Here is a 14,005-nt window from a genome sequence, read left to right as displayed (position 1 = left end):
AGCCCTAAAGGCCATCTGGCTTTCGGTTACCCTCAGGCGGACTTGAGCATTTCCCGCACCACGTAATGCAGGATACCGCCATGCCGGTAATACACCGCCTCGTTGGCGGTATCTATCCGTGATTTCAGGTCACAGGTCTCGGTTGCACCATCCTTGTATTTCACGGTCATCTTCAGGGTCTGGCCCGGTTTGATATCCCCCGACAGGCCTTCGATGCTGATGGTTTCCTCACCCGTGAGCTTCAGGCTCTTGCGGTCTGTGCCTTCGGGGAACTGCAATGGCATCACACCCATACCGATCAGGTTGGAGCGATGGATGCGCTCGTAGGACTCTGCCACCACGGCTTTGACCCCCAGCAGGCGGGTACCCTTGGCGGCCCAGTCCCGGCTGGAGCCGGTGCCGTATTCCTTGCCGGCAATCACCACCAGCGGAGTGCCCTGCTCCTGGTACTTCATGGCCGCATCGTAGATGGCCATCTGCTCCCCATTCGGCACGAACTTCGTGAAACCACCTTCTACGCCGTCGAGCATCTCGTTCCTGATCCGCACGTTGGCAAAGGTGCCTCGCATCATCACCTCGTGGTTACCCCGGCGGGAGCCGTAAGAGTTGAAGTCTTTCGGCGCCACACCATGCTCCTGCAGGTATTTGCCGGCAGGGGTATCCGGCTTGAAGGAACCGGCCGGTGAGATATGGTCCGTCGTCACCGAATCGCCCAACAGAGCCAGAATATTGGCGTCCTTTATGTCTTCGATGGCCTCAGGCTCTTCGCCCATGCCTTCGAAGAACGGCGGATGCTGGATGTAGGTGGATTTGTCGGACCATTCGTACACCTTGCTTTCCGGCACCTTGATGGCTTTCCAGGTAGCGTCACCCTCAAACACTTCACCGTATTCCTTGCGGAACATGTCGGTCTTGACCTTCTCCACAGCCTCGGCAATTTCCTGCTGACTGGGCCAGAGGTCTTTCAGATACACCGGGTTGCCGCTCTTGTCAGTCCCCAATGGGTCTTTCGACAGATCCAGCCGGACGTTGCCCGCCAGCGCATAAGCCACCACCAGGGGCGGCGAGGCCAGCCAGTTGGTTTTCACCAGTGGATGCACCCGACCCTCGAAGTTGCGGTTCCCTGAAAGCACCGACGCGACGGTAAGATCGCCATCCGTGACCGCTTTTTCAACTGCCTCCGGAAGCGGACCGGAATTGCCGATACAGGTGGTGCAGCCATAGCCCACCAGGTTGAAACCGAGTGTGTCGAGATCATCCTGCAAATCCGCAACCGCCAGGTAATCGGTGACCACCTTGGAGCCAGGCGCCAGGGAGGTCTTGACCCAGGGCTTGGTGCTCAGACCCTTTTCCACCGCCTTTTTCGCAATCAGGCCCGCAGCCATCATGACGCTGGGGTTCGAGGTGTTGGTGCAGGAGGTGATGGCGGCAATCACCACGGCGCCCGGGTCCAGCCGGAATTTCTCTCCGTTCATCTCCAGCGGCTGGCTGGCCGGGTGTTCGAAATAGGCGCTTTGGGCGCCAACCGCGGTCCCGCCGCCCTCGGATTCCAGCTTGGATTCCCGGTTGTCCGCAGGGCCTTCTGACGTCTCCATCAGCAGCTCAAAAGACGATTTCATATTCTTCAGAGCAACCCGGTCCTGCGGGCGTTTCGGGCCCGCCAGGCTGGCTTCCACCTCACCCATATCCAGTTCCAGGGTGTCGGTGTAGACCGGTTCGTGGCCGGGCTCGCGCCACAGACCCTGGGCCTTGGCATAGGCTTCTACCAGTTCCAGCAACTCCTCATCACGGCCGGTCAGGCGCATGTACTTGAGAGTTTGTTCGTCGACCGGGAAGAAGCCACAGGTAGCGCCATATTCCGGCGCCATGTTGGCGATCGTGGCCCGATCGGCCACCGGCATGTCTTTCAGGCCGTCGCCATAGAACTCAACAAATTTCCCGACCACGCCTTTCTTGCGCAACATTTCGGTCACGGTGAGCACCAGATCGGTGGCGGTGATGCCTTCACGGAGCTTGCCGGAAACCTTGAAGCCAACCACTTCCGGGATCAACATGGAGACTGGCTGGCCCAGCATGGCCGCTTCGGCTTCGATGCCGCCGACACCCCAGCCCAGGATGCCGAGGCCGTTGATCATGGTCGTATGGGAGTCGGTGCCCACCAAAGTATCCGGGTAGGCAATGGTCTTGCCGCCCTGCTCTTTCTGCCAGACGGTCTTGCCCAGGTACTCCAGGTTCACCTGGTGACAGATACCTGTACCGGGCGGCACCACGCGGAAATTGTCGAAGGCCTGTTGGCCCCAACGCAGAAACTCGTAGCGCTCCTGGTTGCGCTCCATCTCGATGGTCACGTTGTCCTTGAACGAGGAGGCATCGCCAAAGTTGTCCACCATCACCGAGTGGTCAATCACCAGATCCACCGGCGACAGCGGGTTGATCATGGCCGGGTCCTTGCCGGCCGCCTTCACCGCCTCACGCATGGCGGCAAGGTCGACAACCCCGGGCACACCGGTGAAATCCTGCATCAGAACCCTGGCCGGGCGAAACTGGATTTCGGTGTCGGAATGGCGATCTTTCAGCCACTGCATCATGGCATCGATGTGGCTGCGGTCGACCGTGGTGCCGTCCTCGTTGCGCAGCAGGTTCTCCATCAGCACCTTGAGAGAAAAGGGCAGGCGATTGAGGTCGCCGAGAGTGTCCGCCGCCTTGGGCAGGCTGTAGTAGTGAAAGGTCTTGCCGCCAGCATCCAGGCTGGAAAGGGTATTCAGGCTGTCTTTGCTGAGACTGTCATTCGACATGTGGTGCCTCCTTTTTCGTCGTTATTCGAACATTGCGGAAGGCTTTGGTGAAGCCCTTTCATCAATGTTCCAGCCGGAAAACCGCTCGGTACCCGAGAAACAGACTGATGGAAGGACTCCTCAACGTGAAGTCTCCTTTAACTATTGCAGCAATTAATGAGAGTTCAACCGCAGGCCGATGAATGTTTGGAATCACTGCGGTGAATATCAGACCAATGTCGGACGCCGATGACTACAGTTGCCGCTCGCCATAGAGTTGGGCATACAACCCTTCCAGGGCGATTAGCTCATCGTGATGCCCTTCTTCGATGATGCGCCCGTCTTCAAAAACACAGGCGCGATCTGCCCGCTTAACGGCACTGAGCCGGTGGGCGATGATGAGTGTGGTTCGCTGCTTGAGAAATGCTTCGAGATCCCGGTGCAGCTGGAACTCGGTTTCCGCATCCAGGGCCGAGGTCGCCTCGTCCAATATAACCACGGAAGGATCTGACAGAATCATCCGGGCAATGGCCAGCCGCTGACGCTGGCCGCCGGAGAGTCGGACACCCTGGCGACCAATGACGGTGTCCAGCTTATCGGGCATCGCCTCGACGGTGGGGTGCAGCTGCGCAATCCGCAAGGCTTCCCAAAGCTCTGCGTCCGGTTTGTCCCTGCCCAGGGTCAGGTTCTGGCGAACGGTGTCATTGAACAGCGCGGGGTGCTGGAGCACGGTAGCGACATGCTCACGGAGGCAGGGTAGACCGATCCGCTGAACCGGCACGCCGTCAATCAGCACCTCGCCCTGTTGCGGTGTGTACATGCCAAGAATGATCTGCACCAGGGTTGATTTGCCACCGCCGCTGGCGCCAACCAGCGCCACTTTCTCTCCCGGCGCCAGGTCCAGATTAATGCCCATGAGCACCTGCTCGTCGCCATAGCTGAAATGGATATTTCTGAGCGTCAGGCCAACGGTGTGGCGGTCGCGGAAGGGGTTTTCCAGCGCCGGGTAACGGGGTTCTTCTTTCAGCTCAAGTAGCCGGTTGATACGCGCCAGGGCCGCATTGGCGGCAAACCAGGCGTATTGCATGTTCAGCATTTCCTGAACCGGCGTCAGCATGAACCAGAGGTAGCCAAATATGGCGAACATCATGCCGATGCTCAGATCGCTGAACAGCACCGTAATCATCGCCGCACCCCGGAAGGCATCGACACCGAACTGGAACAGCGCAAAGCTGGCCCGGCTGGCGGCATCACTGCGCCATTCGAACTGGATCGCGTGGTCCCGCACGTTTCGGGCCCGGTCAATCAGCTGTCGCAGGTAGTGTTTCTCCCGGTTGGCGGCCCGCAGCTGATGGATGGCGTCCAGGGTTTCCGTGAGATCACCCTGGAATTCCTCGTAGGCACTGTTCTCGAGCCGTTTAAGTTCCTTGACCCGCTTGCCGATCAGAATCGTGGCAAAAATCACCAGCGGATTGAACAGCAGAATCAGCAGAGCCAGTTGCCAATGCACCCAGAGCAGTACGATCGCCGTGCCAAATACCGTGAGGCTGGCCACCAGGAACCGGCTGATGGTGGTGCCGAGAAACTGATCAATGGTGTCCAGATCGGTAATGAAATGGCTGCTGATACCACCGGAACCCCGGGTCTCATATTCCGACATGGCCACCCGCTGCAACCGACCCAGCAGGCGCGAGCGGACACGGAACACCACATCCTTCGAGACCTTGGAGAACTCCCGGGACTGCAGAACATTGAACGACAGCGCCCCAACCCGGAGCAGGAACGCGGCCAACACCATCAGGCCGATGTAAACCACCGGTATTTGCCAGCCAGCCGGCAACAGGGTATTCATCACCGGCAACACCGGGCCCGGCTGATCCAGCAGCACTTCATCCACCAACACCGGCAGTAGCAGGGGCACTGGCACGCTCAGGATGGTTGCCATAACGGCCAGCAGATTGGCGCGGACCAGCCGGGGCTTGTGCTTGAGCGCAAGCGCAAAGATCTCCCGCCAAGTGTATCGCTGCCGGGAACTGCTCGTGCTGATACCGGTTTCGCTATTCTGCTGGTGTTCCAAGAAACCTCCGGATAAAAAGCCTGATCGTTGGAATACGCCCGGGAACTGACAATAGTCTACCTGTTAACTGGTTTGCTGCGATCACCACCGACATCTGTCATCATGATCCACCGATTTTCTGATGGACCAGGACGCACGCACCTGTGAAACACGATTGCCACTATCACCCCGGCGAACCCGCCAAATGGCACTGCGGAGAGTGTCAGATTCACTACTGCAGTCGCTGCATGCCCGATGCCGACATCCGCCAGCGCCGCGCACTGTGCCCCAACTGCAACAAGGCCATGCGTTACCTGGGGGCGGCCACTGAAGTAGTCCCCTTCTGGCAGCGGCTCGGTGCGTTTTTCCGCTACCCCTTCCATACGGACCCGCTGATCGTTATTGCCATCTGCACCCTGGTGCCGGTGATTGCACCGGCCAACCTGATTGGCATCCTGATCTGGCTGATGCTTGCGCTTGCGCTTTTCAAATACACCTATGCGGTGATCAATCACACGGCGGAAGGCCACTTGAAACCACCGCCGGTGTCGGTTGCGTTTACCGGCAGCGGTTTTGATATCGTCATCCTGCAGCTTCTGGTTTTCGTTCTGATGGGCGGACTGGTGACTGCGGCGGCCATGCTCGGGGGCCCGATTCTGATGATGTTGGCCCTGGCCTTCGTGGTGCTGGCTCTGCCAGCCAGCATTATGGTTCTGGCCATGGAACGCTCGGTGGGTGCGGCGGTAAACCCTATGAATCTGGCGGTACTGATCTCCCGGATTGGCACCCCCTATTTCCTGCTTTATGGCTACCTGATCCTGCTGACCCTGGCCTCCGGCGCCGCCCAGGACTTTGCGGTCAATCAGTTCCCGATGTGGGTGGCCCAGCCACTGGCCGGCTTCCTGAACAGTACCTTCACATTGATCCTTTTCCACATGCTCGGGTACCTGCTGTTTCAATATCAGGAAGAACTGGGGTTTGCCTCGGATCTCCAGGATGAAACCGCCGGTCAGGATACCCACCAGCGGGACCGTACCGCACGTTTCGACGCCGACATCGACATGAACCTGAAAGACGGCAACTACGACCGGGTTCAGAGCATGCTGAAGGAAGTACTCAAGCGGGACCGGGACAACGCCATGCGGATTGGCCAGTTGTATCAGCTGCTTGCAGCACGTAACGATACCGCCGAACTGTACCGCTACCACCCAAGAATCCTCGGCTGGCTGGCTGATCGCAACGACGGTGAAGGCATTGCGAAATTGCTGAATTCCCTTCAGCAGGCGGAACCGGGGTTTAAGGTGGAAGACCCCGAACTGGCCGTTCGGTGTGCCCGTTCACTCTACTACCGTGGCCAGTTCAAACCGGCCCTGCGGCTGCTTCAGGATTTCCACAAACGGTTCCCGGACAGCGAACAGCTTGCCCCGGCTTATTTGCTGGCAGCTCAGACCTTGGCGAACGGTTTATCTCAGTGGGAGAAAGCGACGGCCTTTTTGAGGTTCATCCAGAAACGGTGCGTGAATCATCCACTGCATGAGCAGATCGCAACTTATCTCAGACAGGCGGAAAACAAAGAGCCTTTGAAGGGGCCCAAGGCTTCGTTTTCTGTTCAGGAGTAGGGCCGGGGATTGGAGGAGGCTTCCCAAAACCGTGCGGAGCCATGGATGGCGGAGCCGAGCGTACAGGGACGTATTCACAGCGTGTTTTGGGAAGCCTCCTCCAATCTCCGGCTTCCCCCAAGGTCAGCCCGCTTGCAAAAACTGCCGATAATGGCGGGCTTTGGGCGCCATCTGGCGTTTTTCAAACTCTTCCACCAATAACCGGCAGGCCTCCGTGGTCAGCACTTCATCGCCGGTGCTTCTGAGCCGTTCAAACGCTTTCTCCGCAACTTTGAAATCGTGTTGCTTCAGGCTGGTGAACAGCACGCGGTTGTGGTCTTCGGCTGCTAATGGCTGATAGCTCTCCCCTTTACCCAGGTATTCCTGCCAGATGGCAATCATCTGCTCTGGCTGACGTCGACTCAGGGCGTCATTCATCAGTTCCCGGGTGCGCTCACAGTAGTGCGGCAGGTCTGGCCGAAGTTTGGCCAGGTGGTAGAGATGTTCCAGCAGGATGGGTCGTTCCGGATAGTGCTCGCGCAAGGCTTCGAACTGGCGACGGGCCAGGTCGAACTCCATTCGTCCGAGGCTTGCCATGGCCTGGGCGTAGCCGGTGGTGAAACGGGCATCCTGTTCATCCTCTTCAGGCTCGAAGAATTCTTCGCGGACCTGCAGCCAGCTTTTGCCAAGCAACCAGACCAGGCCGGCGCCGGCTATCAGGCCTCCCGCATGAGCCATGTAGGCAATTCCGGTGGCACCGGAAAACCAGTAATCGTAGATTTCCTTGCCCAGCCAGACCGGCAGTATCGCAATGGCCGGCGCCCGGAAATAGTTGAAATAAACCCCGAGGAAATAGAAAAACCGGATTTTCTGTAAACCGTAAATGGCCACGTACATGCCCATCAGGCCAGATATTGATCCGGATGCGCCTATCAGAGGAGCATAGCTTCCGGTGGAGAACGCAGTGAATACCAGGCCGGACAGGACTCCGCACACCAGGTAGGCAAGCAGGAACTTGCCCGGGCCCAGAGCCTTCTCAACCGTGAAACCCAGCAGAAACAGGAACACCAGGTTACCGATGATGTGACCCCAGCCTCCGTGCAGGAACTGGTATGTAACCAGACTATACAGCGACAGGTCAGCGGGTATCAGCCCGAGTTGCTGTGCGCTCAGGGTCTGGATGTATTCCTGCTCAATGGCAACACGCCGCTCCTGCCAGTAGACCCGTTCTTCCGGCGCCCAGATCACATTCTGGTTTTCCTGCAGATACTGGTAGAACTCCCGGTCCATCAACAGGTTGATCGCCAGCCAGAACTTCTCGTTCTGCTCCCGAAGTTGCCGGAACTCCTGAAGTTCGTAAACCCGGCCCTCCTCGCCTTCGAACTGGATCTGGCGTTGCAGATAATCCTCGTAGGCCGGTGCCTCCAGGAGCTGGAGATCGGCATCCAGATATTGCTCAACCGCCAGCTCAAGCTTGCGGCTGTCGCCTCCCTGGTAGAACAGGAAAACCAGCAGACAGGCCATCATCAGACCCAGGGTGACCCAGGGCGGGCGTTTCCAGTTAACGGAGTTCTCGGCCGGGATAATCAGCATGGGCGGTCACAATTCATCATAATCTGTCCCTGGAAGTGTGTTTTTTACCACAGCCACGCCTTCTTTTCGCGCTCAAATGGAATCCGGCGCAACGGTCACCCTGGGTCATTACCAGAAATGTGCACTGCCCCACAGAGTCGTTAGGGCTGAAGGCACCGCCAATGGCTGTCATTCCATCGTCACAGAAATGACATTAAATCGATGCCACCAAGGGTGGTGTGCCAGGGACCTTATCGACCATTCGCCAATTGCCGTTATTCCTGCTCCAGCCAATAGTAAACAGGAATAACAAGAAAAACCGGATACCCGAAACAAGGATTCTGAAAATGACCGTACTCGTACTGGACAACCCGGAGCTGATTGCCAAAGCAGCGATAGCAGCCGGCTTCAACCCCGCGGCCTTTGAGGCCGGCAGCAAGCGACCACACCGGATGAAGTTTCATTACGGCTTCAACAAGCATTCACTGGACACCGATGACATTGCTTTCCTGGAACAGCATGCCGCTTACCTTAGGCAGCATCCTTCGGTCAGCGTCAGGATTCATGGCCACTCGGACAATTTCGGCACCGCGGACTACAACGCATTTCTGTCCCGGTTACGGGCCAACGCGGTCGCACGAATTCTTATGCAGGAAGGTGTGGCTGAATCCCGGATTTTAATGGCCCACTGGGGGGCATCCCGCCCGCTGGCAACACCGGAAGACCACGCAGCAAATCGGCGCGTTGAGCTGGAGTACCTGACCCTGGATGTTGCAAGGGCGCTTTAGCACGGCACCTATCGAATCAAAACTCTTGACCAAAAAGGGGGCCTGAGCCCCCATTTTGTAATCTCTACGGCCTTCCCCACAGCACAATGTTCAGCCGTATACCTGCCAGACATTCCACAGCAATAGTACCGCAGTAATCAGTATGGCCAGCCAGGTCAGCATAATACCGACCATGCGAGCCTTGTGAGGACCGCCCCGGCCATTAATCATACCAAAGGCGTGTAAAAGACGGCCGACGACCAGCGCCATCCCCGTCCAGTAGATCAATCCACTGGCCACACCGTTTAGCTCTGCGATACCCAGCATGATCAAACCAAGAGGGGCATACTCGATCAGATTGGCATGAGCCCGCACTGCGACCTCAAAATCCCGATCGTCGGTAACACCAAGTCCCTTGCGGTATTTCAGGCGGAATTTAACGACCTGAGCCGACAACACCAGCAAAAGAATGCCAATAACTGCGGCAAACACTCCGGTTATGGGTACGATCATACTCAGGCCTTCTTGATTGCGCTAACGATGGCCAGCAGCAGTATTGCACCAACGGTTGCGGTCACCAGTTCACCGACGGCGCCCTGGGCTGCCAGGCCCAGCAGGCGAAATACGAAACCGCCGAGAAAGGAGCCCACAATACCAATACCGATGTTGGCCAGCACACCAAAGCCGCGGCCTTTCATGATCAGTCCGGCCAACCAGCCGGCTACACCGCCGATAATCAGAAACAGAATCAGATTCATCTCTTGCCTCTCCCTGAGGGTCGTTGAACGAAACGAACATTCCCGCAAAGACTGCCCTGTTTCCTCTGGTGCTTCAAGCACTTCCGGCGCCCGGATCAGAGGGCAGCGATGGCTTCCGCCATCTGCTGGTGACACCGCGCCATCAGCTCGGGAATATCGTCAACGGTCAGGCCTTCGGTCTCAATCGGAGGCAGTATCCGGACCGCCACCGATTCACGCCGTCCGCTCCAGCCGATGGCTTTGTCCTCATATTCCTGGGCACACACCATGGTAATCGGCGCTCCGGAGGCAATGGCGGCGTGGAAGGCACCTTTCTTGAACTTCTGTAGGCCCCGGCCCCGGCTACGGGTTCCTTCGGGGAACACCCAAAGACTCTTGCGGTCTTTCGCGATGGCACTGCTGGTGGCCTGCATCACGGCGATCGCTTTATGGGAGCGGCCACGATTCAGGATGACGTTGCCACCAAGCCAGAACACCTGGCCAAAGAACGGCACCCAGACCAGGGCTGACTTTCCAACCGTCACGGTGCGTGGCGGCAGCAAGTCGCCCACCACAAACAGATCGTCATTGTGCTGGTGGTTGGCGATGACCACCGTCGGCCGGTCGGCCGGCATGTTTTCACGCCCTTCCAGGGGCCTTTCCATGCCAAGAATTGTCCGACCTACCCGGGCCAGAGCCCCGGCCAGCAAACGGTTGTTATCCGGGTTGAATGGCCGGGCAACGTACAATATCAACGCAAACAGACAGATAACCGGCACGCTGAACCATGCCAGGAATTTTCTAATAACGCCCATGTAACACAACTCTGCAACCAAATTATGGCGCACAAGTGTACGCCAACCTTATATCCCGGCAACAGTATCAATTTGTTCCGTCCGGTCACCGTTCCCAGCGGCCCGGGCCTTCACAACATACCTGAGCGGCCCCCCTGCATCGATGCTGTCGAACGGGTAGCAGGTCACCAGCAACAGGGTCCCTTCCGCCAACTGCTGGGTGTCGATCAGCTCTGAACGGCTGTCCACCACCCTGGCGCTTTCAACCCGATAACTGCGCCATCTGCCCATGCGGTCCTGTAGCCTGAGTTCATTGCCAGTTTCCAGCACCTTCAAAACGCGAAAATGGGTGTCCCGGTGCCCCGCGATGATCACCGCCCCGCCATCCTCTCCGGCGCCAGTTAACTGGCCGGGCCCGAACGCCAGACTCTCACCGTGAGTGTCGGCCAGAACGATCATCGAATCGTTCAGCTCCGGGATGGCCAGGCGGGCAACCGGCCAGGTATCTGCCCAGGGCCAGGGCCGGGATTCCGTTTGTCGGGCCTGACTCTCCGCCCAGGCAATCTCCAGCAGCTCCTGTGCAAGGACTGCCTTGAGGGGAATCCACAACCCGAATACCAACACCGTCGCTGAGCTGGTCAACAATAAAAGCAGCAGTCTGGTCACTGGAATGCCCTCCTTTGCAGCAGCACAATCGCGACAGAGAACATCAGCCCGACCAGGCCAAGAGCGATCAGTAAGGGCGCGGCGGTTGCGGTTTGCGGATAGCGAAGCATGCCCGCCTGGCTCCCCGCCGGCAGCAGGGTTGGCAGGTTGTCCGAGCTCAGCGGCGACTCCGAAGTTCGAACCGGCGTTGTATCTACCGCCACAAAACTGGTGTAGGCCGACATCACTCCGTGCGCGAGCGCCAGCGCCGTAATAGCGGCTTTATCCGGCTCCCGGCCAGCGACTCTGGCTTCATCCTGCAGACTGTCGATTTTCTCCCGGGCCCAATGGCGATCGAGCCCGGTTGCCGGCGCTGCCTGCTGCAGATCCAGAGTTCTCACCCAGCTCTGGCCACCCGGCAGCCGACCCGACACCTTAAGCTCACCCATGGCCGGAACGCCACGGGCCACATGAATCAACGGTTCGCCCTGAAACAGATCACCCGCGCGCCGGGGCAGACTCTCAATACCCGTGTCCTCGCCGGGCCACTGCACCTGGATATCGGTCAGAACCGGCGACTCCATGGCCGAGAACAGCGCTTGCAGAGGCCCACTCACATCCGACGGCGAATGAATCGCGGTGTAGCTACCTCGCCCCCAGCGTGCGGCTTCCCGCATGAAATGCCGGTTCGGGGCTGAACCAATCCCTACCGTAAACAGCCGCTGGTTACCCAGCTGCTGACGAATCTGACGAAACAGCCTTGCTTCATTGCCCACCGCACCGTCGGTAATGAAAATCACCTGGCGCACCCGTGGGGGCTCCTCCTCACTGCCCTGGCGATCCTCCAAAGCCAGGGACAGCGCGGGTGCCATTTCGGTGCCACCATCGGCCCTCAGACGATCCACATACTGACGGGCACGGGCCAGGTTGTTCGCGTCGGCAATCTCCGGCTGCATGAACAGAGCGTGGGTCTGGCTGTTGAACTGGATAACATTGAACCTGTCCCGGGGTGTCAGGGTCTGCAGCCCGGCCTGCAAGGCACTTCGAGCCTGGCGGATGGATTCTCCGGCCATGGAGCCGGAGGTGTCGATCACGAACACCAGCTCCCTTGGCAAAACGCTTTTGCCGGTTTGACCAGGCACCAGCATTGCCAGCAGATAGTCCTCTCCCTGGGATGACTGGTGAAACACCGCCGCAGAAGGTTCCCGCCCCGACAGCGGCCGCCAACGCACCACAAAATCCCGATCCATCAGGATCTTACCCTCAGCCGGGTGCACCGTGACCGCCTGACCCTCCTGACTGGTTACCAGTGGGTGGGATGGACTGGAAACCTCCTCAAGCGGCAGTCCGGCATCAACCAACAATTCAATCGACGCCCGATGGCTGCCCCTTGCCACATCCCCGGGGTTGACGGTAAAGGGGCTGATCGCATCGGCATCTGCCACCTGCGTCGTGGCCACAGCCCAGCCACTTTGCCACTGACCGGATGAAGACTGGATGGGTGCTCCCGGCATATAACGGGGAGTCAGCGTGGTCGGAAGACTCAGCTCAAATACCCCGGCCTGATACCCCACCAGCTGCTGATACTTTAACTCCACCGTCACCGTCTCCCCGGGTGGAATATTCGCCACCCGGGCGGTAAACAGATTCGGACGCTGCTGCTCAACATTCACCGCATGCTTTCCAGCGCTCTTCGCCTTATCGTAGGTCTGCTTCGCAACCTCCTTCGGCTGAACCTTCCCTTCAATGGTCCGCTCCCCCACCTTCATGGTCAGGCCATACACACTGGCCTTTTCCGGAAGCGGAAACACAAACACCCCCTCCCGCCACTGGTCACTGGTGTTCCGGAAACTTCGCAACAGCCGGGTGTCGGCAATCAACCCGCTGACCCGAATGTCGAACTCACTGTCGAGCACCAGCGCCGGTTCCTGCCATTGACCCTGGCCGTCTACGAAGTGCAACTGTCCGACGTTGGCTGTTTCATTCGCCTCGGCATAGAGAGGGTGAACAAACAACATCAACAGGACCGAAAACCATAGGCTGATCCCCTCCAAGAAGCGCTTGGATCGAAGTCGCTGAGGGCCCGCAATAATAGAGGCAGGTCTGCGGAGCGTCGAACTCCTACTTAAAACAGGGGAGTTAAGCCGTAAACAAGAGAACATCATGAGAGAATCCTTTTGACTGCATGACTGAGCGAAACACCCCTATTTCAGCAATCCGGAAAGGAACTCCCATGGCAGAATGTGACAAACCGGCCACAAAAAAATGACGAATTATGACAACAACCCCATCCGCCCTTGTTCTGAACACCTGCCGTGGTTAAATAGACACTCACCGGCCAGGGGAAACAGCCGACACCATGAAGAAACACGTTGTTCTGATTGAAGACGAACCCGCCATCCGCGACAACTACCGCGCCGCTTTCGAGCGCCGGGGCTACCGGGTGTCGGCCCATGGCGACCGGGCATCGGCGTGGCAGGTACTGCGACTATCACTGCCGGATCTTGCCATTATTGATGTCGGTCTCGGAGACGAGCCGGAAGGCGGCTTTGCCCTTTGCCAGGACCTGCGTTCACTGTCACAAACTCTGCCCATCATCTTCCTGACCGCCAGAGACAGTGACATTGATTCCGTGCATGGCCTGCGCCTCGGTGCCGATGATTACGTCACCAAAGACATGAGCCTGGACCACCTGCTGGCCCGGGTTACTGCCCTGCTGCGCCGGGCAGATGCCTGGGCCGAGGCCCTACAGAAACCAGACGACGTTCTGCAACGGGGCCAGCTCACCCTCAACGTGGATCGCATGACCGTCGCCTGGAATGATGCGCCCATCGACCTCACCGTGACTGAATTCTGGATGCTGTATTCGTTAGTCCAGCACCCGGGCCATGTCCGCAGCCGTGAACAGCTGATGGAAGCCGCCAGCACCGTGCTCGATGACAACACCGTCACCTCCCACATCAAACGCATCCGGCGCAAGTTCCTGCAACTGGATGACACCTTCGATGGTATCCAGACCGCCTACGGTATGGGCTATCGCTGGAATGCCCGTGAGGTCTGAG

The 14,005-nt window shown here is 58.4% G+C and carries 11 protein-coding genes; 3 read left to right on the top strand and 8 right to left on the bottom strand.

The features are described 5' to 3' along the window. Positions 1–32 precede the first annotated feature (32 nt). Both acnA and ACN0XM_RS11665 read right to left on the bottom strand, forming a co-directional pair. On the bottom strand, positions 33–2,795 hold the full coding sequence (gene acnA / locus ACN0XM_RS11670; RefSeq protein ID WP_417567117.1) for an aconitate hydratase AcnA: 2,763 nt from the start codon (positions 2,793–2,795) through the stop codon (positions 33–35). Between the two features lie 232 nt (positions 2,796–3,027). Further along, positions 3,028–4,851 carry an ABC transporter ATP-binding protein gene (locus ACN0XM_RS11665; protein ID WP_417567116.1) on the bottom strand — a complete coding sequence of 608 codons (1,824 nt, stop codon included), beginning with the start codon at positions 4,849–4,851 and terminating at the stop codon, positions 3,028–3,030. A 143-nt stretch (positions 4,852–4,994) separates the two neighbouring features. Here ACN0XM_RS11665 and ACN0XM_RS11660 point away from each other — a divergent pair, with 143 nt between their 5' ends. Beyond that, positions 4,995–6,449 (top strand): hypothetical protein, encoded by a 1,455-nt coding sequence (locus ACN0XM_RS11660; protein ID WP_417567115.1) that lies wholly within the window; start codon positions 4,995–4,997, stop codon positions 6,447–6,449. 123 nt (positions 6,450–6,572) lie between these two features. Here ACN0XM_RS11660 and ACN0XM_RS11655 read toward each other — a convergent pair whose 3' ends face one another. Continuing rightward, complete coding sequence (locus ACN0XM_RS11655; protein ID WP_417567114.1) at positions 6,573–8,021, bottom strand: rhomboid family intramembrane serine protease; 1,449 nt, start codon at positions 8,019–8,021, stop codon at positions 6,573–6,575. Positions 8,022–8,347: 326 nt separating this feature from the next. On the opposite strand from ACN0XM_RS11655, the gene ACN0XM_RS11650 reads away from it, so the two are divergent. Further along, positions 8,348–8,788: an OmpA family protein gene (locus ACN0XM_RS11650; protein WP_417567113.1), complete on the top strand. Its 441-nt coding sequence runs from the start codon at positions 8,348–8,350 to the stop codon at positions 8,786–8,788. 90 nt (positions 8,789–8,878) lie between these two features. On the opposite strand, the gene ACN0XM_RS11645 is transcribed toward ACN0XM_RS11650, so the two are convergent. From ACN0XM_RS11645 to ACN0XM_RS11625, 5 genes are all read right to left on the bottom strand, one after another. Further along, on the bottom strand, positions 8,879–9,280 hold the full coding sequence (locus ACN0XM_RS11645) for an MAPEG family protein (protein WP_417567112.1): 402 nt from the start codon (positions 9,278–9,280) through the stop codon (positions 8,879–8,881). 2 nt (positions 9,281–9,282) lie between these two features. Beyond that, on the bottom strand, positions 9,283–9,525 hold the full coding sequence (locus ACN0XM_RS11640) for a GlsB/YeaQ/YmgE family stress response membrane protein (protein WP_117618732.1): 243 nt from the start codon (positions 9,523–9,525) through the stop codon (positions 9,283–9,285). 95 nt (positions 9,526–9,620) lie between these two features. Next, complete coding sequence (locus tag ACN0XM_RS11635) at positions 9,621–10,319, bottom strand: lysophospholipid acyltransferase family protein (protein WP_417567111.1); 699 nt, start codon at positions 10,317–10,319, stop codon at positions 9,621–9,623. A 48-nt stretch (positions 10,320–10,367) separates the two neighbouring features. Further along, positions 10,368–10,964, bottom strand: a complete 597-nt coding sequence (locus ACN0XM_RS11630) for a class GN sortase (protein WP_417567110.1) — start codon at positions 10,962–10,964, stop codon at positions 10,368–10,370. Next, positions 10,961–12,961 (bottom strand): marine proteobacterial sortase target protein, encoded by a 2,001-nt coding sequence (locus tag ACN0XM_RS11625; RefSeq protein WP_417567109.1) that lies wholly within the window; start codon positions 12,959–12,961, stop codon positions 10,961–10,963. Before ACN0XM_RS11625 ends, ACN0XM_RS11630 begins: the two co-directional genes overlap by 4 nt. A 341-nt stretch (positions 12,962–13,302) precedes the next feature. On the opposite strand from ACN0XM_RS11625, the gene pdsR reads away from it, so the two are divergent. Then, positions 13,303–14,004: a proteobacterial dedicated sortase system response regulator gene (gene pdsR, locus ACN0XM_RS11620; RefSeq protein ID WP_417567108.1), complete on the top strand. Its 702-nt coding sequence runs from the start codon at positions 13,303–13,305 to the stop codon at positions 14,002–14,004. Position 14,005: the final 1 nt, after the last annotated feature.

Source organism: Marinobacter sp. (genome assembly GCF_048269445.1).
In the GTDB taxonomy this organism is placed as follows: domain Bacteria; phylum Pseudomonadota; class Gammaproteobacteria; order Pseudomonadales; family Oleiphilaceae; genus Marinobacter.
Note: the sequence above shows the minus strand (reverse complement) of the source record. Positions and strands in the feature narration are given on the sequence as shown.